At 38.6% G+C, this 25,266-nt stretch carries 18 protein-coding genes and 2 pseudogenes; 19 read left to right on the top strand and 1 reads right to left on the bottom strand.

From position 1 onward, the window contains the following. Positions 1-5: 5 nt before the first annotated feature. From Ami3637_RS10515 to Ami3637_RS10585, 15 genes and pseudogenes are all read left to right on the top strand, one after another. Positions 6-917, top strand: coding sequence for a phosphodiester glycosidase family protein (locus Ami3637_RS10515; protein ID WP_162362542.1), 912 nt, complete (start codon positions 6-8; stop codon positions 915-917). Next, entirely contained in the window at positions 907-1,314 is a 408-nt protein-coding gene (locus Ami3637_RS10520) for a hypothetical protein (protein ID WP_162362543.1), read from the top strand. The genes Ami3637_RS10515 and Ami3637_RS10520 overlap by 11 nt, the downstream gene beginning before the upstream one ends. A gap of 61 nt (positions 1,315-1,375) precedes the next feature. Next, a complete protein-coding gene (locus Ami3637_RS10525) occupies positions 1,376-2,209 on the top strand; it encodes a TatD family hydrolase (protein ID WP_162362544.1) in 834 nt (277 codons plus the stop codon). A 113-nt stretch (positions 2,210-2,322) separates the two neighbouring features. Then, entirely contained in the window at positions 2,323-4,347 is a 2,025-nt protein-coding gene (locus Ami3637_RS10530) for an S-layer homology domain-containing protein (RefSeq protein WP_162362545.1), read from the top strand. A 205-nt stretch (positions 4,348-4,552) separates the two neighbouring features. Continuing rightward, positions 4,553-5,227 carry a hypothetical protein gene (locus Ami3637_RS10535; RefSeq protein ID WP_162362546.1) on the top strand — a complete coding sequence of 225 codons (675 nt, stop codon included), beginning with the start codon at positions 4,553-4,555 and terminating at the stop codon, positions 5,225-5,227. Continuing rightward, on the top strand, positions 5,128-6,375 hold the full coding sequence (locus Ami3637_RS10540) for a SpoIIE family protein phosphatase (RefSeq protein ID WP_162362547.1): 1,248 nt from the start codon (positions 5,128-5,130) through the stop codon (positions 6,373-6,375). Before Ami3637_RS10535 ends, Ami3637_RS10540 begins: the two co-directional genes overlap by 100 nt. Before the next feature lie 110 nt (positions 6,376-6,485). After that, the gene (locus Ami3637_RS10545; RefSeq protein WP_162362548.1) at positions 6,486-8,888 is read left to right on the top strand and encodes a M14 family zinc carboxypeptidase; all 2,403 of its coding nucleotides are present in this window, start codon (positions 6,486-6,488) and stop codon (positions 8,886-8,888) included. A gap of 285 nt (positions 8,889-9,173) precedes the next feature. Then, positions 9,174-10,994 carry an ABC-F family ATP-binding cassette domain-containing protein gene (locus Ami3637_RS10550; protein ID WP_162362549.1) on the top strand — a complete coding sequence of 607 codons (1,821 nt, stop codon included), beginning with the start codon at positions 9,174-9,176 and terminating at the stop codon, positions 10,992-10,994. A 65-nt stretch (positions 10,995-11,059) separates the two neighbouring features. After that, entirely contained in the window at positions 11,060-12,586 is a 1,527-nt protein-coding gene (tilS, locus tag Ami3637_RS10555) for a tRNA lysidine(34) synthetase TilS (RefSeq protein WP_162362550.1), read from the top strand. 111 nt (positions 12,587-12,697) lie between these two features. Further along, positions 12,698-14,755: an ATP-dependent zinc metalloprotease FtsH gene (ftsH, locus tag Ami3637_RS10560; protein WP_243157986.1), complete on the top strand. Its 2,058-nt coding sequence runs from the start codon at positions 12,698-12,700 to the stop codon at positions 14,753-14,755. 15 nt (positions 14,756-14,770) lie between these two features. Continuing rightward, entirely contained in the window at positions 14,771-16,348 is a 1,578-nt protein-coding gene (locus Ami3637_RS10565) for a PucR family transcriptional regulator (protein ID WP_162362551.1), read from the top strand. A gap of 20 nt (positions 16,349-16,368) precedes the next feature. Further along, positions 16,369-18,099, top strand: coding sequence for a glycerophosphodiester phosphodiesterase family protein (locus tag Ami3637_RS10570; protein WP_162362552.1), 1,731 nt, complete (start codon positions 16,369-16,371; stop codon positions 18,097-18,099). A 146-nt stretch (positions 18,100-18,245) separates the two neighbouring features. Beyond that, a pseudogene (locus Ami3637_RS10575) lies at positions 18,246-19,740 on the top strand (acyl-CoA carboxylase subunit beta). A 12-nt stretch (positions 19,741-19,752) separates the two neighbouring features. Beyond that, a complete protein-coding gene (locus Ami3637_RS10580) occupies positions 19,753-19,950 on the top strand; it encodes a hypothetical protein (protein WP_162362553.1) in 198 nt (65 codons plus the stop codon). A 97-nt stretch (positions 19,951-20,047) separates the two neighbouring features. Continuing rightward, complete coding sequence (locus tag Ami3637_RS10585; protein ID WP_162362554.1) at positions 20,048-20,452, top strand: biotin/lipoyl-containing protein; 405 nt, start codon at positions 20,048-20,050, stop codon at positions 20,450-20,452. A 79-nt stretch (positions 20,453-20,531) separates the two neighbouring features. Here the strand turns inward: Ami3637_RS10585 and Ami3637_RS10590 are convergent, their stop codons facing one another. Beyond that, positions 20,532-20,939, bottom strand: a complete 408-nt coding sequence (locus Ami3637_RS10590; RefSeq protein WP_162362555.1) for a ferritin family protein — start codon at positions 20,937-20,939, stop codon at positions 20,532-20,534. 246 nt (positions 20,940-21,185) lie between these two features. On the opposite strand from Ami3637_RS10590, the gene Ami3637_RS10595 reads away from it, so the two are divergent. The 4 genes and pseudogenes from Ami3637_RS10595 to lysS all read left to right on the top strand — a co-directional run bounded on the left by Ami3637_RS10595 (position 21,186) and on the right by lysS (position 25,175). After that, positions 21,186-21,980 carry a type III pantothenate kinase gene (locus tag Ami3637_RS10595; protein WP_162362556.1) on the top strand — a complete coding sequence of 265 codons (795 nt, stop codon included), beginning with the start codon at positions 21,186-21,188 and terminating at the stop codon, positions 21,978-21,980. A gap of 97 nt (positions 21,981-22,077) precedes the next feature. Continuing rightward, positions 22,078-23,031: a tRNA dihydrouridine synthase DusB gene (gene dusB, locus Ami3637_RS10600; protein WP_202931128.1), complete on the top strand. Its 954-nt coding sequence runs from the start codon at positions 22,078-22,080 to the stop codon at positions 23,029-23,031. Positions 23,032-23,108: 77 nt separating this feature from the next. Beyond that, entirely contained in the window at positions 23,109-23,582 is a 474-nt protein-coding gene (gene greA / locus Ami3637_RS10605; RefSeq protein WP_162362558.1) for a transcription elongation factor GreA, read from the top strand. Positions 23,583-23,634: 52 nt separating this feature from the next. Beyond that, positions 23,635-25,175 (top strand): annotated as a pseudogene (gene lysS / locus Ami3637_RS10610) (lysine--tRNA ligase). The last annotated feature ends 91 nt before the right edge of the window (positions 25,176-25,266 follow it).

The following is a 25,266-nucleotide window of genomic DNA, read 5'->3' on the forward strand; positions in this document are numbered from 1 at the left end:
AAATCATGAAAAAGATATTTAACATTATAAGAAAATGGCCACCCTGCTGGTGGGCAGTTACATATAGCGTAGTATTGATAGGTTTTACAGTGTTGGTCCTTCTAAGTACCTTTGTTATAGAAAGTAAACAAGTATCCGGAATAGCAAATAGCGGTACAGATGTAAAAAATACTCAGCCGGCCGCTCTTATTTCAGATCAGTCCTACAAAGATTCTAACATTGACATTAAACTCTCCAAGAAACGTGTCAATAATACTTCAGTCTATATAGCTGACATTCAGGTTAGCAGTGTAGCTTATTTAAAGGCAGCCTTTGCAGATAATTCTTACGGGCGAAATATAAAACAGACCACTTCTGAAATGGCAGAAAAAAATAAGGCAATTCTTGCAATTAATGGGGATTACTATGGATTTCGAGACTATGGTTACGTACTTCGAAATGGAACCTTATATCGTAGTAATTACGGAAATTCGGAGGATGAGTCTTTTGTGGTTTATAAAGATGGCAGTTGTGGCGTAATAACAGAAAGTCAGCAGGATGCCAAGAGCCTGCTTAAAGATGGGGCGGTACAAGTATTCTCTTTTGGACCAGTGTTAATTGAAAATGGAAAAGTGTCTGTCGGTGAAAAGGAAGAAGTCGACCAGGCAAGAAACAGTAATCCCAGAACGGCAATTGGTATGATTTCTCCTCTTCATTATGTCATCGCAGTTTCGGATGGAAGAACTAAAGAGAGCCAGGGACTTACCCTTTATCAGCTGGCCCAGATAATGAAAGATCAAGGCTGCACGGAAGCGTACAATTTAGATGGAGGCGGGTCCTCCACCTTGTATTTTAATGGAAAAGTGATTAATAATCCTACAGATGGAAGGAAAAAAGGAGAACGTGAGGTGAGTGATATTGTCTATATTGGATATTAAGAATAAAAGCAGACAGAGCAGAGGGTTTTACGGGATGACAGCGGCAACCATATTTTGTATCATTTTTTCAGGAATATATAATCAGTTGGGGCATGGGGTTTCTTCTCCATATATGAACTATATGTTTCTATTCCCCTTTGTTTTAGGAACGGGATTTTATGGGATATTATCATTAATACCAACGAAAATAAATCTGCCAGGGTTTTCGTTTAATACATATAATTCAGGGGTGGCAACCCTTACAATATGGAGTATGTTAAAGGGCATTTTTGAAATTGCGGGGACTTCCTCACCCTATACTGCAGTATACGAAGTATCCGGTAGTATGATGTTGATAACCGGGGTTATTACATATTTGATATTTTTATCAAATAGAAATTCAAAGAGACATATATGAGGAAAAGTGATAATATAAAAGGCAGATTTATATGACTTATAAGGACTAACTGGAGGTAAATATGTTATTTGATTCACATACACACTTGAACAATGAAACTCTTACAGAGGAAGAAAGAGCCGCCTTAGCAGAAAAAATTGAGGCTTCAGAGGTTTCCTATATAATGGATGTGGGATTTAATCTGGAGAGCTCTGCTCTGGCTGTAAAGCATGCAGAAAAGTATCCCTGGTGCTATGCAGTAGTAGGATGTCATCCTCATGATACCAAGGATATGGATGAAATGCAGCTGATTATGATAAAAGGAATGGCTAAAAAAGATAAGGTCATGGCTATTGGAGAAATCGGACTGGACTTCCACTATGATTTTTCAGAAAGAGATGTACAGGAGGAATGGTTCAGAAGGCAAATACAGCTTGCCAACCAATTAAAGATGCCAATTGTTATCCACTCAAGAGAGGCGGATGAGCTTGTTATGAATATTCTGAGGGAAGAGGGGGCCTTTTCCAACGAAAGGTTGAGCTGGTTTCCCAAGAGACCTGGTCCTGAAGGCAAAATGTTTCCAGATGCAAGAGTTTTACTCCATTGTTTTTCAGGGAGCAAAGAACTCGGGCAGCAATATATAAAACTGGGAGCGACCTTGTCCGTAGCCGGCCCGATTACCTACAAGAATGCAAGAAAAGGAGTAGAAGTGGTAAAAACTATCCCCATAGAGTATCTGCTGGTAGAAACAGACGCACCCTATCTGACCCCAGAACCTTTCAGAGGGAAACAGAATATGTCACCTTATGTGGAGTATACAGCCAGGAAAGTGGCAGAAATAAAGGAAATGGAATATGAAGATGTAGTTAAAATTACCTGTGAAAATGCGAAAAGATTTTTTGGAATAAATAATTGAAAAATATTATTAAAATATGGAACAAAATAGAAAACAATCATGTCATAATGTATATGAATAATTTTACAGAAGGGAACACAGGAGGGAAATATGAAAAATTTTTATGTACAATTATGATATTTACTTTGCTGATATCAACCGTATCTGCGGCGGGAGCCGTATCAGCTTTTGCAGGAACATCTGACAGTAAACAATTAACAGATGCTATTGCAGCAGTGAAAAAAGTCATAGACATACCAGAGTCTATGAGCGAATTTAGTTATTACTATGATGAAGATCAGGATAGCAGCAGTCTGATACATTTAAACTGGGCAGACACTGATCACACTTCCAATGCTTCTGCAACGGTAACAAATAATGGTATGATTACTTCTTTTTATTGTTACACGCCAGAATTCCAGCCAAATGGGTTAGCTAAGACAACAGAGGCACAGGCACAAAAAGTTGCAGGAGATTATCTGCAGAAACTACTTCCTGATTCCGCAGGTAAATTTAGACCGGAAGATAATACAAACAATGCCTATGGTGGAGATTTTACATTTACTTACCGAATGTATATAAATGATATACCTTGTGATTTTATATATGCCAGCATTGGAATAAATAAATCCACAGGAAAACTTTCAACTTATAATCTGAATGCAGATCTTAAGGATTTATCTATTAAAGATTATCCTTCCAAGGATAAGGCAATTACAAAACCTGAAGCTAAAAAGGTATATCTTGCTGAGCTGGGACCTAAATTAAAGTATTTATCAGATTATAATTACACAAAAAAAGCGCTAAAGGTTTTTGCTGCTTATGAAACAGACGGACTGAACCGGGCCATAGATGCCAATACTGGGAAGATTATAAAACTTTATCAGGATTATGAAATCTATAGATACATGGATAAGGCCAAAAAAGAAACTATGAATGCCGCTGCAGGAACAGGGGAGATTAAGTTCACAGAAGAAGAGCTGAAAGAAATTCAAAGAACTCAGAACCTGCTGGACAAAAATCAGGCAGACAAGATTGCCAGAGATATGATTAGCTCTATTGGCAGTCAGAAGCTCCAGTCATCATCCCTGAGAGAGGATTGGGGACCTAATCAGGAATATATGTGGAACCTGAATTATGAAAAGGATTATGTAACCCTGGATGCAAAGACTGGAACTCTCGTGGGCTTTACTCACAGCACTGATAATGATTCAAAAAATGACATAGGGCTGGATAAGGCAAAAAATATAGCAGAAGGCTATCTGGATGCAGTATGCTCCGATAAAAAGAGTCAGGTGGTCTGGACCAATGAAAGTGCCATGGACAGCAAATATGGAGATTATAACTTTATTTATACAAGGCAGGTAAATGGTGTTGACTTTGATGATAATACCATTGCTGTTACTGTGGATAAAGCAAATGGTCAGGTTGTTTCTTATTCAAGAAACTGGTACGATAAGGTTACTTTCCCTAAATTAGATGGCGCTATGGCAAAAGAAAAGGTCTTTGATGTTGCAGATGGATTTGGCAATTTTGGACTAATATACAAAAAAGATTTAGATGGAAAGATTGTTTTAGTATATGATTTTCAAAAGAATGGAACCTATATAATAGATGCTTTTAAAGGAATTCGGCTGGATAACACAGGATCTGTTTATAAGGACTCTGATGACTCCAAAGATTATACAGATATAGCTGGAAACTGGGCAGAAAAAACTATAAAGGAACTAAAGCTTAATGGTTATTATCTGGAAGGTGACAAGTTCGCACCGAAGGCGGCCACTACACAGCTTGAATTCTTCAAGTATTTATACTCACCTGAACAAAGCTATTATAAGGATAATGAAGATTTTTATAAAATGCTTGTTGATAGTAAGATTATTACTAAGTCAGAAATCAATGCAAATGCCTGCATCACAAGACAGGAAGCAGCAAAATATATTTGCAGATATCTTGGGGTTGATAAACTGGCTAAGGAATCTTCCGTGTTTAAAAATATGTATAGCGATAAGATCAACAATTCTTATGTGGGGTATGCGTCTGCTGCTTACGCACTGGGCATTATGAAGGGCGATGCCAAAGGCAGATTTAATGGAAGTAATACCTTAACTCATGCAGAAACAGCAGTTGTTCTGTATAATACACTAAATAAAAGATAGAAAAATATATTATAAAAAAAGACTTGTTTCGAGAAAAAAATACTCGTGAACAAGTCTTTTTTTCTTTAAGTGTCAGAAAATGGGCAAAAAAATAGAACGTTTTTAGGTATTCATTACATGTTTGGACAAATTTCACTGACTCATGCAGCTATAATGTAACAATAAAGTGAATTTTGGACAAGTCATTTGAATAGGCGGGGGTGTAATGATGGAAATGGTCAGGTCAAGGGAAAAGGTGGCTACCGGGCTGGTACAAATATCCGGTTTGGTGGTGGTGTCTTTCCTTTTGTGCAGAGTAGTGGTTTTAAATAGCATATTTCCTTGTGGAATCGCACTTATTACAGTGCTGATATACAGGAACAGGCTGAATTTATATTTGATACTGCCTATGATATTGGGAAGTATTACATTTTATGGAACGAATTATCTGTTCTATGGTGATATAACCGCATTAGCACTGAGTGCTGCAGTTTTTACCCTATTTGGAAACCGCAGAATCGATCTGCCAGCCAGAGCTGTAATAGCGGCTATTATAACCATAACCTGTAACTGTTCTTATTACATATTAAAGCATATGTTTTACAGATTAAGCATTTTTATGCTTCTGGCAGAAGTGGTTTTAATCTTTGTTCTTATTTTTACATTTAACAGTTTCTTTTCATTTGTTAAGCTTGCAAAACACCGGGAAATAAAAGTAGAAAAAAGAAGCGAGCTTGGAGTGGAAAAAGCCATCGGTGCTACTGCTGCTGTGCTGGTTCTGATGCTGTGCGGCACTGGTATATGGGCCCTGGATCCGGCAAAGGCATCCCTTCCACTTATGGGGGGCTGTTTATTACCCTGCTATGCGGATATGGAGGCGGTATTGGTGCAGGTCTTATAGCAGGAACAAGTTCAGCCATATGTCTGGTCTTATGTACAGGGTATACTCCGGCTATTGTAATGGTTTTTCTTGCAGGAGGGTTTACCGCCGGTGTGTTTTCTCAGGAAAGTAAAATCATGGCAGCCATCTGTTTTAGTGGAGCCTGCCTGGTTTTAGGCATGATAACTACCTATCCCGAATTATTTATTCCTCCCTATGAGCCACTTACAGCATCCGCTGTAATGGCTCTGATTCCAAGAAAGTATTTAGTTGAGATAAAAAGAGTCTTTTCAATCATAAGAAAAGATTCAGCTTACTGCGAAATGGAAAATAAGCAACAGATTGTAAAGGCTCTGGATGAACACTACCGTACCTTCGACCGACTGGCAAATCTATATGGCAATGCAAGGAGCAACAGGTCTATTATATCCTATCAGTTCAGGGGTATGGCGCAGGTGACAGAGAGCTTGAAAAATGAAATGGAGTCAATTAATCACGGGACATCCTGGACAGATGCTCAGCCTAAATTTAATATAAACGTTGCTCATGCTGCATGCGGACAGATTGCAGGAGTTTCCGGGGATAGCTTTCAATATAAGGATATTTCACAAAATGAATATGGTATTTTAATCAGCGACGGTATGGGTAAGGGCAAAGCAGCTTCTGCTGAAAGCAGTCTTGCGGTATCCACATTAATGGATTTGATTGGTTCTGGTTTTGATGTAAAGTTGGCCTTAAAGACAGTAAATAATATTTTATTGCAGCAGGAGGGAGATGAAATCTTTTCCACTGTAGACCTGGCTTTAATAGACAGACTTGGAGGAAAACTCAGGCTGTTTAAGATAGGTGCAGCTGCTACCTTTATTAAACGTGGAGAAAAGGTGGCTGCTGTTAAGATGGCTGCTCTGCCTATGGGGATCGTAGACGGACTGCACATCGATTTCATTAATGTCCGCATGAGACCGGGAGATCAGATTATTATGATTTCTGACGGAGTGTCTGATGCAAATCGTCATGACCTTGATATGAACTGGCTTAAAGAAGCCATCAGAAGTATAAAATCAAAGGATCCTCAGACTATTTCTGACTTAATTATGAACAGAGCAATTGAGGCATACGGAATCAGGGAAAAGGATGATATGACTGTAATCACTGCGGTGTTAGAATAAAAAAGATTAAATATTTAGAAAACTTTGACAAAGTCTTCTTGCTATGGCAGAATAAAGGCATACTTAACAGAATATTGTATACGGATACAATAAAAAGGAGTGTGAATTTAATGAAGAAAAGAAGACTTTCCAAATTATTTGCTGTAGCCATAGCCGTGACTCTTATTATGGGGACCATAAGCTTTGGCTATGGGGATTCATCTACCATAACAACTAACCAGGGTGATTCTTATGAAAAGCCATTACCAAGAAATCAGATACTTTATTCTGAAATAGGTTCAAAGCTCAAAGAGATAAAAGAAAAAAATCCCAATATTATGGACTATCAGGTAATCGGACAGACTCATCAGGGGAGAAATCTTTATTTAGTCACATTAACAGACTCTGAAGGAATGCAGAATCTGGAGAAGTACAAATCATTTATGAAGAATGCGGTCAATAATCCAACGACTGCTTTGGAGTACTTAAGCAAGAATACTGATTACAAGGTTCCAGTATTTTTCAATGCATCTATTCATGGAAATGAAACTCCTGGAGTTGATGGGGCCATGGAGCTCATTGAGAAGCTTACTACAGATAAAAGCCCAGACACTCAGAATATTTTAAGGAACTGCGTAGTTCTTATCAACGTAGTTCAGAATCCTGACGGAAGAGCTTCTGGGGTCCGTGAGAATGCTGCTGGTGTGGATATGAACAGAGATTACATAACTCAGAGCCAGCCTGAAACTCAGGCTGTCGTAAAAAATGTTGCGACTACATGGTATCCAACGACAATGCTTGATTTACACGGATTTATGTCCACAGAAAATATTCTCCTGGAGCCGTGTACGATACCTCACAACCCTAATTATGAATATGACCTGCTATCTAAGAGCCTGCTTCCACATGCCAAGTATATGGCTGCCGCCATGAAAGAAAAAACAGGATGGGATGTGGATATACCACTTGAAATCTGGGATGATGGCTGGGATGACTATCCGCCAATCTTCACTCCCCAGTATTTTATGTATTTTGGAACAATCAGTCATACTCTGGAAATCAAGTACGCAGATCAGGATAGCATTGATGCAGATTTTGCAGCCTGCTATGCAGCGCTGCAGTACGCTTCAAAAAATAAAGCCACTTTAATGAAGAATCAGTTTGATATTTATAGCAGAGGGGGTCAGGGACTTAACGTGGAAAAAGATATGAATTTCCCATATGCTTATATCATTCCTGTAAATAAAGAACAACAGAAAGACGTATATGAAGCATATAAAATGGTTCAACATCTGTTGGATAATGGAATCGTTGTTCAGCAGGCTTCAGCAGAATTTACTGCAGATCGTATCAAGTATCCTTCCGGAACTTTTATTGTACCTATGCATCAGGGACTCAGGGGCCTTGTGAATACCATGCTGTGGAAAGGGGAAGATGTTACTAAAAAGGCAGATAAAATGTACGATATCTCGGCCTATTCATTCCCGCTTCTAAATGGATTTGATGCACCTTCTGTGCAAAATGAATTTAAAGCAGAGGTCAAAACAATTGCAGAGTTAAAGGAACCAGTAGGAAACTTTAATGAAGGTGCTGGTGTTAATTATGTCATGCCAGTTGAAAATGATTCTGCCTATTTAGTGGCCAATACTCTGGTAAAAGAAGGTTTTAAAGTTTACAGAACCAAAGATATGGTCTCTAAATATCCTTCTGGTACTTTTGTGATTCCTGCTCAGACAGGTGTAGCAGAAAGATTGAAAGCTCTGGCTGAAGGAAATATGACTAATATTGTGGGAATTGGTGAAACAAAAGCAACGCTTCAGCCAGTACTGCTTAAAAAGATTGCAGTGGTTGAAGAAGATGGTGGAACATTTACAGCTATGAGTGAACTGGGCTTTAATGTGACAGCAATTTCTTACAATGCTGTAAATCATGGATACGATTTTGAAAAGAATGGATTTGAAGCATTAATCCTTTCAGGAAGTCAGGGATTATGGGAAGACAGTTATGATGCCACAGGAACTACCTGGTCATTAGATTCAAGAGGAATTAAGAATCTGACGGGCTTTGCAAAAAACCATGACTTCATCGGAGCAGGCTATGCTGGAGCCATGTTAAATAAAGAGATTGATAAGCTGGGCGTCGTAATGGGTTATATTGGAGAGCAAGAGGAATCTCAAACGGCGGAAAACGGTATATGTACATTTAATGCTAAGAAAACAGACCCCATTACTTATGGTTATGGTAATAATGAAATCATATTTGCATACAAACCTATATGGGTTTCAGGCATTGACCACTTACATAAGGGAGGAACTGTTGTAAGTGGAAGTTATGGAATGGGTAAAGACATGTATAAGGCAGGATTCTGGGCAGATCCTCAGCAGATCGCCGGTGCATATGCAATTGTCCATGACAATACCCCTGACTATGATGCAGTTCTGTTTGGGATTGTGCCTACTTTCAGAGATTACAACCATTCTACCAATGGTATGATGGCCAATGCAATATATTATCTGGGATATGATGGTAAATAGCCATTAAATAAGGAGATTTACCACAACTTAGTATACCTGTAAAAGAAACCAACTGTGAATTTACAATGAACGGCGGATTGCAATAATAATATTACTGTTAATGCAATCTGCTGTTTTAGTTATTAAATATTAAAAATATTATCATTTTACGTATGTTCCGTACTCTTGCAAAATTTATAGCATTCCTGTAAACTAGGAAAAGTAATAAGAGTGCTGCCAGATATTTTGCAGCAACAGGAAAATATTTTAAAAAGTAAATTGAATTATTATATAATGAGGGAAAAAATGATACTACTTAACGCTGCAAACATTTCAAAGTCATACACAGAGAATCCGCTTTTAACGGATTTATCATTTAGCATTCATGAAGGAGATAAAATTGGCTTTATAGGTGTTAATGGAACCGGAAAATCAACGTTACTCAGAATAGCTGCAGGAATTGAGAATGCAGATGAAGGTACGGTTACCATGACAAAAGGGGTAAGAATTGGATACTTACCGCAAATGCCCGTTTTTGACTCTGGCAATACAATTCTGGAGCAGATGATGGAAATATTAAAAGAAAATAAACGTGAAGCTTCAGAATATGAATGCAAAGCTATGCTTATGGATTTAGGTATTACTGCCTTTGATGCATCAGTGAAAAACCTTTCCGGAGGAGAAAAGAAAAGAGTAGCCATGGCTGGGGTTTTAGTTGCGGATATGGAATTGTTAATCCTGGATGAGCCTACTAATCACCTGGATAGTGACACCATTGAATGGCTGGAAAAATATCTGAAGAATTTTAAGGGAGCTATTTTTATGGTTACCCACGACAGGTACTTTTTAGACAGAGTATCTAACCGTATATTGGAATTAAACGATGGGAAACTTTACAGGCATGAGGGAAATTATCTGGCATATTTGGAAAACAAGGCTGCCAGGGAAGAAATGGCCCTGGCCACGGAACGAAAAAGGAAAACTTTATATAAACGTGAACTGGAATGGATCAGGAGAGGGGCCCAGGCCAGAACTACTAAAGCAAAGGGCCGCGTTGAGAGATTTGAAGAACTGGCAAAAAACAGAATGGCTATTGATGAATCCAAGATACAAATGAGCTCTTTATCAAGCAGGCTGGGGAAAAAGGTAATTGAGATAAAAGATATTACAAAGGCATATGGGAGTAAATTACTAATTAAGGATTTTACCTATACAGTGCTGAGAAATGACAGAATTGCCATAATCGGAGAAAATGGCACTGGAAAATCTACTCTCCTGAGAATGATCATGGGTCAGGAAGTTCCAGACACCGGAACCATAGAAATAGGGGAAACTGTAAGGTTTGGTTATTTTTCACAGGAAAGTGAAGATATGGATTTATCTATGAGAATAATAGATTATGTTCAAAGTATTGCTTACAATGTAGAGACAACGGAGGGGACTATAACAGCAGCCCAGATGCTTGAAAGATTCTTGTTTCCCAGACATATCCATTCTGTAAGAATCAATAAACTTTCAGGAGGAGAGAAACGAAGACTTTATCTTCTGGGAATACTGATGATGGCACCTAACGTTCTGCTGCTGGACGAACCTACGAATGACCTTGATATTGATACACTAACTATTTTGGAGGACTATCTGGACAATTTCCCCGGAGTAGTAATCGTTGTATCTCATGACAGGTATTTTGTAGACCGTATTGCCATAAGGACCTTTGTTTATGAAGAGAATGGCAACATAGGCCATTATCCTGGTGGATATACAGATTATATGGAGATTAGAAAGCTGGAAAAAACACAGCTTAAAGACCAGGAAAAAACTTTGTCAAATACAGAAAAGGACCATAAAAAAGATGATTCCAGTCAAAAAGATAATGACAGGAATATTTCAAAAAAACTAAAATTTACTTATAATGAACAGCGTGAATTTACCGTTATTGATGAAGTAATTGCAGAGCTTGAACAGAAAATCAGTGAAGTAGAAGAAAGAATTTCAAAAGAGACCAGCAATTATACCAGACTCCAGGAATTAATGGCAGATAAAGCAGCTCTTGAAGAGCAACTGACTGAAAAAATGGAACGATGGGTGTATTTAAATGATTTAGCAGAGCAGATTGCTAATCAGTAGACACTTGTGATATACTAAAGTTTATGATGGAGAATAAAATAAGAAAAACAATTTTAGATAAAAATTTGATAGAAAAAAATGAGCACATCATCATTGGACTTTCAGGAGGCCCTGATTCGGTGTGCCTTTTTAATGCGTTAATGAATTTGTCTGATGAATTACAGTTCACCCTTTCAGCAGTTCATGTGAATCACAAATTTAGACCTGGTGCAGCAGAGGAGGACCAGGCATATGTTGAAGAATTGTGCAGACAAAGAGGTATAGCGTGTCAGAGTTTTATATATGACTGCAATGCCATAGCAGAAGAAAAGGGTATAAGCAGTGAGGAAGCAGGAAGGTTTGTGAGATATAAAGCATTTTATGACACTGCAAAACAATTAATCGACGATAAACGATATAAGCCATCTCAAATTAAAGTGGCAGTAGCCCATAACCTGAATGACCAGGCAGAAACATTACTTATGAGAGTCATCAGAGGCACTGGAACGGATGGCCTTGCAGGTATTGAATACTCCAGAGCAGGAGAATATGGAACAACTATAATCAGGCCGCTTCTGGACGTGGCAAGAAAAGATATAGAGGATTATTGCCGGGAAAATAACCTCAACCCAAGAATTGACCATACAAACAGTGAGCCAATTTATACGAGAAATAAGATTCGCTTAAATCTCATCCCACAACTGGAGAAAGATTTTAATATCAATGTAGTTGAGAGTCTGAACCGTTTAAGCAGAATTGCCAAAGATGATAAAGATTATTTTGATATGCAGGTGGAGGAGGCTATGGAGCAGGGGGCTGTTGTAGTCAATGACAAAGTCGGGGGGCCTCAGGAAGAAATCCAGGGGATTTCCTTTAGTCTGACACAGCTAAAAGAAATGCACCCGGCTATCCGGCACAGAGTAGTAAAAAAAGCTTTTGAGACCATTGGTCTGGACCAGGGAATCACCTCAGCACATCTGGAGTCCGCGGATAAAATTATTGACGGAGATAATGATTCTGCCAGTGCGGATTTTCCAAAAGGATACGGGGTTGCTGTATCTTATGGGGAAGTAAGATTCTTTAAAAATGATCCAGTGACTTTGGGATATGTTTCAAATACTGAATTAAAATCAAGACTGATGATAAGAATAGTAAAGAATGAGGGAAATTTAAAAGATATCTCTAAAAATGGCACAAGGAGATTTGCAGCCTTAGACTTAAGTAAACTTCTGGAAAAAATATGGAACAGAAATACGCCTTATTTTGATGATATTGAAGATCAGGACGAGAAAAATAAAGACTTTGACCAGCAACTGACTGATGAAATACAGGTAATGCTCCAGATAAGGACAAGAAGACAGGGTGACTGGATGATTCCTCTTGGCATGAACGGAAGAAAAAAACTTCAGGATATGTTTGTAGATGAGAAGGTATATAAAGAATGTCGTGACCAGGTTCCTATGGTTTGTATTGGCGATGAGGTCATATGGATTATAGGCGATGACGTAAGTGGCTTTAAAACTGGCATGAAAAGAGGAAGGATTAGCGAAAATTACAAGCTGGACAACGATACAAAGGATATAGTTCTGCTTGAATATTTAGAGAAATTATGATAAAATAATTAAACTATCTTGTGAAAATACATTAAAATTGGTTGTATCACACAATTTAGGGATTGTATTAATTGCAAATAAACAAAAGATATATAGGGGGAATTTAGACCGTTGAAAAAATTAGCAAAAAATATGGGGATTTATGTAGCTATTTTCGCTATTGTGCTGGTGATGGCATGGGCCTACCAGGGAGTTCCTCAGGAGAAAGAAGTAAAGACAGTGGCCTTTTCAAACTTTGTTACTCAGCTCCAAAAGGAAAATGTGAAAGAGGTAAACCTTACCAATTACACTGTTAAAGCTACCCTGAAAAATGGTGACAAAATCATATCTTATGCACCATCTATTGCGGATATCAGTATCGTCAGTGATCAGTATATTTACCCGCAGATGGAAAAAGGAATCATCTACAGTAGTGATAAACCAAAGGAAACCCCTTGGTATATCTCCATGCTTCCTACATTAATCATGATTCTTGCATTGGTTTTCTTCTGGTTCATTATGATGAATCAGGGTGGCGGCGGAGGAAAGGTGATGTCTTTCGGTAAGAGCAGAGCCAGAATGCACAAAGATGATGAATTGAAGAAAGTAACCTACAAAGAGGTTGCAGGTCTTGATGAAGAAAAGGAAGAACTGGCAGAGGTTGTTGACTTTCTTAGAAATCCTAAGAAATATCGTGACCTGGGAGCCAGAATTCCTAAGGGTATATTACTTGTAGGACCTCCGGGAACTGGTAAAACTTATTTATCAAAAGCTACAGCAGGAGAAGCAGGGGTACCATTTTTCAGCATCAGTGGATCTGATTTTGTTGAAATGTTTGTTGGTGTTGGTGCTTCCAGAGTAAGAGACTTATTTGAGCAGGCAAAAAAGAATGCACCTTGCATTATATTTATAGACGAAATTGATGCTGTTGGCAGAAAAAGAGGAGCTGGAATTGGCGGAGGCCATGATGAAAGAGAACAGACTCTGAACCAGTTGCTGGTAGAAATGGACGGATTTGGAGAAAATACTGGAATCATTATTCTGGCGGCAACTAACAGACCTGATATCCTTGATCCAGCCCTGCTTCGACCAGGAAGGTTTGACAGGCAGGTTGTTATCGGCGTTCCTGATATAAAGGGAAGAGAAGCTATATTTGAAGTTCATTCCAGAAATAAGCCTCTGGATGAATCCGTTAATCCAAAAGTACTGGCCAGAAGAACACCGGGTTTTACTCCTGCGGATATCGAAAATCTGCTAAATGAAGCAGCATTACTGGCAGCAAGGAGAAATGGAAGAAAAATCCGTATGGATGAAATTGAAGAGGCTATTACAAAGGTTATTGCCGGACCGGAAAAGAAGAGCAGGGTTATTAATGAGAATGAAAGAAGGCTTACTGCGTATCATGAAGCAGGGCATGCTATTGTAGCAAGAGCACTGCCTAAGACAGATCCGGTTCATCAGATTACCATTATCCCAAGAGGACGGGCTGGTGGATTTACCATGATTCTGCCTAAAGAAGACCGATCCTATGGCACAAAGATAACTATGAGAGAACAGATTATTCATCTCCTTGGTGGGCGTGTTGCTGAAAAACTGACACTGGATGATATAAGTACAGGTGCCAGCAATGATATCATGAGAGCAACTGAAATTGCCAGGGATATGGTAACCAAATATGGATTTAGTGAAAAACTGGGACCTATTAACTATAGTTCCACTGACGAAGTATTTTTGGGAAATGACTATCAGACCAGAAAAAATTATTCGGAAGAAATCGCCAGAGAAATTGATGATGAAATCCGAAAAATTATTGAGGATGCTTTTGAAGAGGCCGAACGGATTTTGACAGAAAACATGGATAAACTTCATGTGGTAGCAAAAACTTTACTTGAAATTGAAACACTGGATGGAGAACAGTTCGAAGCACTTTACACAGGGAAATTCACATCTGAAGAATTGTTAAATCATGTAAGGGAAAGAGAAGAAGTAAAGAAGCAGGCAAATGCAGAGGAAGCTGCTGAAACAGAAAGACTGCTGAAGGAAGCTGAAGACAGAGAAAAAGCTTTACTTGAAGCATTTGATACAGACTATATGAATGATGATGTATCTGAGGAAGAATCACTATCCAAATCTGAAACAGATAAGGACAAAGAAAAAGATGATCAATCCGATGACGAAGAAAAGAAATAGGTATAGGTAAATATTATGAAGGTTACAGTAAAAGATTGTCTTGCCTTAGAAATCTTTAAAAATGCAAGAATAGTAGCAGGAACCAAGAAAATTGAGGGCAGAGTAAGAACTGTTTCGGTTTTGGAAACAACTGAAATCGATGAAGTCAGAAGTTATTTTGCCCATGACAGTGAAATGGTTCTGTCTGGATTTTTCAATTCAAAAGCTGATGAGAACAAGCAGATTGAAATAATCAGAACTCTGTCAGAAGCAGGAACAGCAGCATTAGTGTTGTTTTATGTTGAATCACCTGAACTTGACCTGAAGAAGGAAGTGCTTGCTACTGCTGACAGAGTGGGTCTTCCTATTATAGTAATGCCAAATGATAAAGATATCCGATATGCAGACGTTATAAAACAGGTGATGGAAGATATTCTGTATGGAGATAATTTTGGAAACAGACTTATCAGTAATACTATTTTCCACTTGCTGAATTTTGAAAAACACAGCAACTTCCAGTCTGCAGTAAGAGAAGCTGCAATTAATAACGATTTTCAGCTAATTTTATTAAGCGAGGATTTTAATCCGATTCTGTCTATAGAAACAAGACATAAAGCTACCATACAGGACGCAATTAACCTGGGCAGGGAAAGAGATGTTGAGAGATCTGCCGTATATACCATGATAGATGTAAATGGTGTCCTGACTTACTGGGGACCAGTTATGATTAACGGCGAAAAATACTTTATGTTTATTGTAGATAATGAAGATTCTTATTCTGCAGGAGAGATTACAAAGTTAGCAGAAATCATTGAACTGGCTATGGGTATGTGGAAATATACCCCGGAGAGAGATGCCCGGGCAGAATTCATAAAAGCATTACGACGTGGAAACAAGAGCCTTGCTTATACTCTTAAGGAGGAAGCAGGCATAGACAGCGAGGATATATTAAGTGTTTTCTTTGCAAGAGGTATAGAAAACGAAGAAGGCTACAGAGTCCTGCTCAATTTTGAAAAAGAAGAAGAGTTAGGAATCATGAAGATTACCGAAGGTGAAGAAACTTACGGCATGATTTTAAACAGAAAAGTACAGGCCGAAGATGCAAAATCCGTGAAAAGAGCTTGCTGTATCAGTTTATTTAATAAGCTAAAAGAAGAAAAAACCGTGAGAATTTTTCATGTAACAGGATTAGACGGCATTGAAGGTGCAGCAGATGCATATCGGCTGATTAGTGAATCATGGGGATTTGTTCAAAACGTATTCCCATACAAGAGAGTATTTACCAAGTATGAACTTGCACTGGTAAGCAATTGCATTAATATACAGCTTCAGGGAGGATACGTTAAAAAGAATTATATTGAGCTACTGGAACCTTTTAAAGAAGCAAAGGAAAATAAGGGCAGGCAATTATTAGAAACACTGGAGACCTTTGTACTTGATGCGGGTATGAACAGTGCTAAAACCTCAGAGTTTATGGGCATACATACCAATACAGTTCAGTATAGACTGAAGAAAATCAATGAAGTTCTTGATGTAGAAATAACAGGCAACCGTGTAATACCTGGGCTGACCATCGCATTAGCCCTGAAGAGACTGGAACGGGTTGTCCATTAGCAGGGAATGAATATAGTAAAATGAACAGTATAGTTTTAGATGAAATAAGAAAATATTTAACCAGAATTATTGTAGTAGCTGTTGCCGTGGCAATGGCTACTACTTTATCGTTTGGACAGTCTGCTGAAAAGGGCAAAGCGGAATCTCTAGATAAGGAAAATCACCCCAGAATTTACGAGAAGATGATTGCACATGGGGGCGGAACCGTAGATGGATTTGATACCTCCAGTTCAGTGGACGCAGTGATGCAGGCAATAAACAATGGCTTTAAAGTAATCGAACTGGATATGGAATTTTCTTCTGATAATAAAATCATTATGCTTCATGACTGGGATAGAACAGTCACAACTTATCTGGGCAGGAAATTTGATAATAAACTGACTTTGAATCAATTCAGCAATCAGCTGATATGCGGCAGGTTCCAGGCATTGACCTTTGACAAGCTTACCAAAATACTGGATCAATATCCCCAGGTAAGGATTGTAACAGATACTAAAGAAGATAATATAAAGCTGCTTACAGCGATTTCGGAAAAATATCCGGATTATGTAAATCGCATGATTCCTCAGATTTATGACTACAGCCAGTTTCAAGCAGTGTCTTCTCTTGGATATAAGGATATTATATTTACATTATATATGCAGGATAAAATTGATTACAGTAAACTTTTAGATTTTGTAAAAAAGAATAATATTTATGCAGTTACCATTGGAAAAGATTATTGGGTAAAGGGACTCCCTGAAAAACTGTCAAAAGATGGTATTATAGTTTACACACATCCTGTTGATACAGTGGAAGAGGCCCGGGAACAATTTGTAAAGGGAGCATATGGAATATATTCCAGCGTTTTGACACCTTCTGAAATTGAGGGATACGGGGCAGAATATTATTTGATGCAGGCAAATGGGACTGGAAGGAAAGTAAAACTTACAGATGCAATACTGCTGCAAAATGCAGTCCGGGCGGTAAAAGTTCATGGAAACCTGAGCCATATGGCTTTTAGTTATAAACTTGATGGAAAAAATCTTGAAGACAGACTGGCAGAAATCAAGGATTCATCTTCAGAACCACATGACCTCACAATAGAACTTTGGGATGCATCAAACAAGTCCGGTCAGGAAGCCTCCCTGCCAATATATACAATGGAATATACACTTACAAAAAATAGTGGGCAGGTTAGAATTCTGGACAAGAAATATGATTACAGATTAAAGGTTTTGAAAAAGTACCCAGACTTCATGGCGGTAATGTCCCAGGCTGATAAAAATAAGTATTTCCAGGATGCAATTAAAATTCTGTCAGAGTCCTTTATAGCCAAATCCGGTAACTACTATTTCTATAATAATGGAGTAAGCGGAAGCTATACCGTAGGAGATGAACTGATATCTCCGCAGAAATCTATCAGCGGAAATGTAATTGTTCCACTGTCACAAACATTAAAACAGCTTGGTGCAGTTAATATTATTATGGATTCAGCAAGATATGTTTACATTGATATGAATGGAGTGAAAACAGTCAGTCAGGTTTACAGCAATTATGTGAGAAAAGATGTATTCAATAATAAAATATCCGTACCAATCTCTTTATATCGGGGTAAAACCATGGGAGGCGGGGAAATCATTTCCGCCGCTTCAAGCAGAGATTTTATAGAACAAAATGGAATTCTTATCATTCTGCCAGAGAATTGTAAGGTTTCTGAAAAGACAGCAGGAGAATTAACAGAATTTGCTGACTTGCTTTATAAAAACTAAAGCCTATTGCAAAAACGCAGAAGATGAGATATATTTATTCTGATGTATACTGCGTTACTATTTATAAAAAAGCCTACTTTTATTGTTAGGAGGAAGTATATATGAATAAGCTTGATGAACTTTTACAGTTCAAAGCAGAAATCGCTATGGGCGGGGGACAGAAAAAAATAGATACCCAGCACGCAAGCGGAAAATTGACAGCCAGAGAAAGACTGGATATTTTATTTGATGAAAAAAGTTTTGTGGAAATGGACGTTTTTGTTTCCCATAGATGCCACAATTTTGATATGGATGGTAAAAAAGCTCCTGGAGATGGCGTAGTAACAGGTTATGGTATGGTAGATGGCAGACTTGTATTTGCTTATGCTCAGGATTTTACTGTGCTCGGTGGTTCACTGGGAGAATATCATGCAGAAAAGATTGTTAAGGTGCAGAATATGGCCCTTAAAATGGGAGCACCTATTGTTGGCTTAAACGATTCGGGAGGAGCAAGAATTCAGGAAGGAGTAAATGCACTTTCAGGATTTGGAAAGATTTTTTACAATAATACCATCTCTTCCGGAGTTATTCCCCAGATATCAGTGATTATGGGGCCTTGCGCGGGGGAGCCGTTTATTCTCCTGCAATTACAGATTTTATTTTTATGGTTGACCAGACAAGCCAGATGTTTATAACCGGGCCTCAGGTTATTAAAACTGTAACTGGTGAAGACATTACCTCTGAAACTTTAGGGGAGCAATGACTCACAACTCCATCAGCGGTGTTGCTCACTTTATTGGACAAGATGATACGGAAACTTTGCTGCAGGTTAGGGAACTGCTTTCTTATATGCCATCCAACAACCTGGAAAAAGCACCAGAATATGCAACAGATGATAGCCCTAACAGACTGATTCCAGAGTTTAACGATATAATTCCGGAAAATCTCAATAAAGCTTATGACATGTATGAAATCATCGCAAAGCTTGCTGATGAGGGGAAGCTTTATGATGTTATGCCTCTTTATGCAAAGAATATCATTACCTGTTTCATCAGAATGGACGGTAAGACGGTGGGGGTTATCGCTAATCAGCCTAATGTTGGCGCAGGATGCCTTGATATCAATGCCTCTGACAAGGCTGCAAGATTCATAAGACGATGCGATGCCTTTAATATTCCGGTTCTTACCATTGAGGACGTACCGGGCTTCCTGCCGGGAAAAGATCAGGAATTTGGTGGAATTATCAGGCACGGAGCAAAAATGCTTTATGCATACTGTGAAGCTACGGTTCCTAAAATAACCATGATATTGAGAAAAGCCTATGGAGGAGCTTATATTGGAATGTGCAATAAAGAATTAGGTTCGGACTTAGTTCTTGCCTGGCCTTCTGCTCAGATTGCTGTAATGGGTGCTGCAGGTGCTGCAAATATTGTCTTTAAGAAAGAGATAAAAAGTGCTGAAGACCCTATGGCAAAAAGAGAGGAAAAGATTTCTGAATATGAAGAAATATTTAATAATCCATATAGAGCCGCCGAGATGGGATATGTTGATGATATTATTGAACCTGCCACAGCAAGGCAGAGAATCATCAGCGGTTTTGACATGCTAAGCTCTAAGAGGCAGTCATTACCGGCTAAGAAGCACGGAAATATTCCACTTTAGGAGGGTAGCTTAATGAAATCATCATTAAATGCAGTGAAAAATGATGCTGAACTTGCAGCAGTAATTTCAGCAGCTATTACAGCATATGAACAGGATTCGGGAATTTCACCCAACACTAAACTTGTGGTACGAAGGATTACAAGAATTGGGGGCGATTCATGGGGAAATGCAGCCATAGCTGAATGCCTGAAAAGTAGAATAGGTTATTAAATATAAAATCTATAAAAATGACTTTGTGATTTTTAGAGTGTGACCTTTCAGCAATTTGTTGCACAAACTGGACGGGTCATAAAAGGAGATTATAAAAATGAAAAAATATAATATAAAAGTTAATGGAAACACCTATGAGGTAGAGGTTGAGGAAGTAGGACAAAATGCTGCACCTGCTGTATCACCAGTGGTGAAACCGGCAGCAGCCCGTGTTTCTAAAGCCACAGCGGCTCCAAAAACCACTCCGGCTCCAGTTCCAGCTCAAACCCCAGCTCCTATGGCAGCCGGTGCACAGACGATAACTGCACCAATGCCTGGAACAGTGCTGAACGTTAAAGTGACACCTGGGCAGGAAGTAAAAGCAGGTGATATTCTTGTGATATTAGAAGCGATGAAGATGGAAAATGAGATTTTAGCACCTACAAATGGACTTATTGACACAATTCAGGTTGCTAAAGGTGCTTCCGTCAAAGCAAATGACGTATTGGTTACCATTAAATAGTTTAACTAAGGCAAAAAATAAAAACAAGTGAATCATTTTTGAAGTGCTTCACTTGTTTTTTTCTTATATCAGGGCAAGATTACTCCGGACTGTTGATAAAATTTAACAGTCTTACAGCATGGACATTTTCGTCTATTCCCGCTCTGAAAAACGCTTCTCTTAAAGTTTCATCGGCAAAATATTCCTGGTGGTCGTGCATGTATTTTCTGAAATCCCCGGTTTCATCGATGACACGATCCCGAAGTATGTCAGTATAAGGCATATTCAGGTTACTAGGCGGTATCGGCGGCCGATAAACTTCTCCTGTTAAGTCCTTGTAAATAATTTTAAAATCATCTGCATGGCTTTGCTCATCTGCAGCCATATCCATAAGCAAATTCATCTGCATTTCATTGGGAGCCATCTTGGCTAACTCCCGGTATAAAGCGGCATCTCCCAGTTCAGCCTTTATATAAGTCTGTAATTTTTCTATTAATTTTGAGTCCAAAGAAATCCCTCCTTTTTATCTGACCATAAACATATAGTACAATATATGAAGTAAAAGTGTTTTAATGCAAAGCACATTTTTGTGAAAATTTATTGAAATTTTGTATGTTTAAATGTATACTAATCTAGTTAAATTTTTACCAAAGAAAAGCCGTGGTTATCCTGGAGCATGTCAGAACATTATAACCCATGACATTGAAACCTGTGGAAACCGGACTAATTAACCCATGAGCAAAGGAGAAAAACCATGCTACTAGCATTTGATGTAGGGAACACAAACATAGTTTTAGGTGTATTTAAAGAAGGAAAGTTGATTCAGTACTGGAGGCTGGAAACAGACAACAATAAAAGTGCTGATGAATATGGTATGGTAATCAACCAATTATTTACCTATGAAGGGCTTGACACCCAGGAAGTAAAGGATGTAATCATATCAACTGTAGTTCCTTCCGTACTGTATACGCTACAACACCTGTCCATGAAATATTTTAATAAAAGGGCTATAGTAATTGGCCCGGGAATAAAGACAGGCTTAATAATCAAATATGATAATCCAAAACAGGTGGGAGCAGATAGAATAGTAAATGCTGTGGCAGCATATGCTAAGTATGGCGGCCCTCTGGTAGTTATAGATTTTGGAACTGCTACAACTTTCTGCGCAATAACGGAGAATGCAGAATATTTGGGAGGCACCATAGCACCGGGTGTGAAAATAGCTTCGGATGCACTATTCGAAAAGACAGCGAAGCTGCCTAAGGTTGAATTGGAAGAGCCTGGACATGTGATATGCAAGAATACCATAGAAAGTATGCAGTCAGGCCTTGTATATGGTCACATGGGAATGGTTGATTATATTACGAAAAAAATGAAAAGGGAACTAACTGCCATATCCAAAAGCAATAAAGAAGCCACTGTTGTTGCTACAGGAGGTCTTGCCACATTAATTGAAAAGGGCATTGACTGCATTGATCATGTAGATAAGATGCTTACTCTTGAAGGACTGCAGTTAATATATGAAAAAAACAAAGGTCATAAAAAATAATCCGATATATATGTAATACAGAAGCTGTCTTAATGTGGTTTGTAGCAATCATCTTAAGTCAGCTTTCTTTTAAATAGAGAGGTAGCAATTGAAAAATATCATTATTGGAAAAGTAAAACTGGAAAATCCATTCCTGCTTGCCCCATTGGCAGGAGTAACAGATTCCTCGTTCAGAAGAATCTGCAGGCAGATGGGGGCCGCAATGGTATATTCGGAAATGGTCAGCGGTAAAGGACTTTACTATAAAGATAAAAATACAGATGGCCTGTTAAGGACCTATCAAGACGAACTCCCTGTAGCGTATCAGATATTTGGATGTGAACCGGATATACTGGCTTATACGGCAAGAACATTAGCAGACAGGCCCAATGCAGTGCTGGATATAAATATGGGGTGTCCCGTTCCTAAAATTGTAAAAAATGGTGAGGGTTCTGCCCTATTGAAGAACCCAGATTTAATCTATAAGTTGGTGCAGGTTACGGCAGCAGAAGCAAAGAAGCCTGTAACTGTTAAAATCAGAATTGGATTTGACAGTGATTCCATAAATGCGGTTGAAGTAGCAAGGGCTGCTGAAGCGGCTGGAGCGGCCGCCGTTGCCGTTCATGGAAGAACCAGGGAACAGTATTATACAGGAAGAGCGGACTGGTCAATGATTGCAAAAGTCAAACAGGCTGTTCAGATACCTGTTATCGGGAATGGTGATATATTTTCAGGAGAAGACGCACTCCGGATGCTCGACCAGACTGGATGTGACATGGTGATGATTGCCCGTGGCGCTCAGGGAAATCCATGGATTTTCAGAGATGCACTGGCACTCTTCAAGGGGGAGGAAAAGCCGCCTGCTCCCACAGTAGAAGAAAAACTTGCTGTTATCAAAAAACAATGTGAATATGTACTGGCAGAAAAGGGAGAATATGTGGGTGTACGTGAAATGAGAAAACATATTGCCTGGTACCTCAAAGGCATAAAAGGGTCTGCTCATCTGCGGGCAGAGGTAAACCAGAAGAAGTCTTTTGAAGAAATAAATGAACTATTAAATCAATTGGTTTAATATGGTTATTCTTGACTTTCAGTAGTCTGAAGAGTATAATATTACGATACGACAGTAGTCGAAAGGAGAATGGAAATATGGCAGAAGAAATATTACTAACCAAAGATGGCTACGATAAAATTGTAGCAGAACATGAAGAGTTAGTTTCTGTAAGACGTAAAGAGGTTTCAGAAAGATTAAAGGAAGCCATTTCCTATGGTGACTTATCTGAGAACGCTGAATATGATGCTGCGAAAAATGAACAGGCAGAACTGGAAGAAAGAATCCATAAGCTTGAAACAATGATTCGTAAAGCAAAAATTATAGATGAAAATGAAATGCCCAAAGACCATGTTAATGTTGGGCTTAAAGTCAAAATTAAGGTCCAGGAGACTGGCCTCGAGGCTGAGTACACAATAGTTGGTTCCACAGAAGCAGATCCTTTCGAGGGGAAAATTTCAAACGAATCTGCTGTAGGCGGTGCGCTTATGGGACAAAAACTTGGCTCAGTAGTTGAAATTCAGGTTCCTGATGGCCTTATGCATTATGAGATTTTAGATATTTACAAGTAAGACAGCCTGAGTACCAGGCATCACAATATAGAGAAGATGTAAGAGGTATACTATGAGTACAGAAGAAAACAGAAATGTAAATCCGGAAGTTGAAGAAGAGCTTTCAGAAGAGAAGCTTAACGAACAAAGACTGATAAGAAGAGAGAAACTTAAGAAACTTCAGGAAATGGGAAAAAATCCGTTTTTGATTGAAAACTGGAAGGTAACTGCTTATAGCATGGATATCAAGGATAACTTTGAAGAGACAGAAGGCAAGAGCGTATCCTGTGCGGGCAGAATGATGGCAAACAGACATATGGGAAAGGCTTCCTTTATTGATATTCAGGATAAACAGGGAAGAATTCAGGGTTATGTAAGACAGGATGCTATTACACCAGAGGAATATGAAATATTTCTAACCTATGATATTGGTGATATCGTGGGGTAGAAGGTGAAGTTTTCAAAACAAGACATGGTGAAATTTCTATTAAAATACACAAAATAGTATTACTTTCAAAATCATTACAGGTACTTCCAAATAAATTCCATGGATTAAAAGATCAGGATCAGAGATATCGTCAAAGGTATGTGGATCTTATTGTAAATCCTGAGGTGAAAAATACTTTTATACAGCGATCAAAGATTATCCATTCCATTAAAGATGTTCTTGAAAACAAATATGGATATCTGGAAGTGGATACACCTATTTTAACAACCATTGCAGGTGGTGCTAATGCAAGACCATTCGCAACTCATCACAATACACTTGATTTAGATATGAAACTTCGTATCTCCAATGAATTATTCCTGAAGAGATTGATTGTAGGTGGTCTGGACAGAGTATACGAAATGGGTAAAATGTTCAGAAATGAAGGAATGGACAGAAATCACAATCCGGAATTTACTTCTATGGAATGCTATATGGCTTACGCGGATATGGATACCATGATGGAGGTTACGGAACAGGTTGTTTCACAGGCAGCTTTGGCAGCTACAGGAAGTATGGTTATTGAGTATCAGGGAAAGAAATTTGACCTTACACCTCCTTGGAGAAGATTAAATATGGCAGATGCCATTAAAGAAATTACCGGAGTGGATTTTGCTGCTATCGTAACCGATGAAGAAGCAAGGGCTGCTGCAATTAAACAGGGTATGGACAAAGATGAAGTAAAAGGCATGACAAGAGGTAAGATTCTGGCAGAAATGTTTGAAGAATTCTGTGAAGATGTACCGGGATATCTTGACGGACCTGTCTTTGTAACAGGACATCCTGTTGAAATTTCTCCTCTTGCTAAGAGGGATCCACAAGACCCAAGAATCACAAGAAGATTTGAAGCTTATGTGAACTGCTGGGAAATTGCCAATGCATTCTCAGAATTAAATGATCCAATTGACCAGTATGAAAGATTTAAAGAACAACAGGCACAGTTGGATGATGGCACTGATGATGAAGCACATCCAATGGATGAAGATTTTGTAAATGCACTTGAAGTGGGACTTCCTCCAACAGGAGGTTTGGGAATCGGTATTGACAGAGTGATTATGCTTATAACAAATGCCCCGTCAATCAGAGATATTATTTTGTTCCCTACAATGAAACCGATTGATAAATAATGGATGATAGCCCTTGCATAAGGGGCTTATTTCATATACAATAGATTTATATGGCCTTTCAGGCCCAGAAAAAGGACGAGGAGTTTAGAAA

This window comes from Aminipila terrae (genome assembly GCF_010120715.1).
Taxonomy (GTDB): domain Bacteria; phylum Bacillota; class Clostridia; order Peptostreptococcales; family Anaerovoracaceae; genus Aminipila; species Aminipila terrae.

Coding starts and splice junctions, on each gene's coding strand:
- Ami3637_RS10595 (WP_162362556.1), top strand. CDS start 21,186: ATGCTACTAGCATTTGATGTAGGGAACACAAACATAGTTTTAGGTGTA.
- Ami3637_RS10550 (WP_162362549.1), top strand. CDS start 9,174: ATGATACTACTTAACGCTGCAAACATTTCAAAGTCATACACAGAGAAT.
- Ami3637_RS10585 (WP_162362554.1), top strand. CDS start 20,048: ATGAAAAAATATAATATAAAAGTTAATGGAAACACCTATGAGGTAGAG.
- Ami3637_RS10570 (WP_162362552.1), top strand. CDS start 16,369: ATGAACAGTATAGTTTTAGATGAAATAAGAAAATATTTAACCAGAATT.
- Ami3637_RS10565 (WP_162362551.1), top strand. CDS start 14,771: ATGAAGGTTACAGTAAAAGATTGTCTTGCCTTAGAAATCTTTAAAAAT.
- Ami3637_RS10530 (WP_162362545.1), top strand. CDS start 2,323: ATGATATTTACTTTGCTGATATCAACCGTATCTGCGGCGGGAGCCGTA.
- greA (WP_162362558.1), top strand. CDS start 23,109: ATGGCAGAAGAAATATTACTAACCAAAGATGGCTACGATAAAATTGTA.
- Ami3637_RS10545 (WP_162362548.1), top strand. CDS start 6,486: ATGAAGAAAAGAAGACTTTCCAAATTATTTGCTGTAGCCATAGCCGTG.
- Ami3637_RS10525 (WP_162362544.1), top strand. CDS start 1,376: ATGTTATTTGATTCACATACACACTTGAACAATGAAACTCTTACAGAG.
- Ami3637_RS10580 (WP_162362553.1), top strand. CDS start 19,753: ATGAAATCATCATTAAATGCAGTGAAAAATGATGCTGAACTTGCAGCA.
- Ami3637_RS10535 (WP_162362546.1), top strand. CDS start 4,553: ATGATGGAAATGGTCAGGTCAAGGGAAAAGGTGGCTACCGGGCTGGTA.
- Ami3637_RS10515 (WP_162362542.1), top strand. CDS start 6: ATGAAAAAGATATTTAACATTATAAGAAAATGGCCACCCTGCTGGTGG.
- Ami3637_RS10540 (WP_162362547.1), top strand. CDS start 5,128: ATGGGCCCTGGATCCGGCAAAGGCATCCCTTCCACTTATGGGGGGCTG.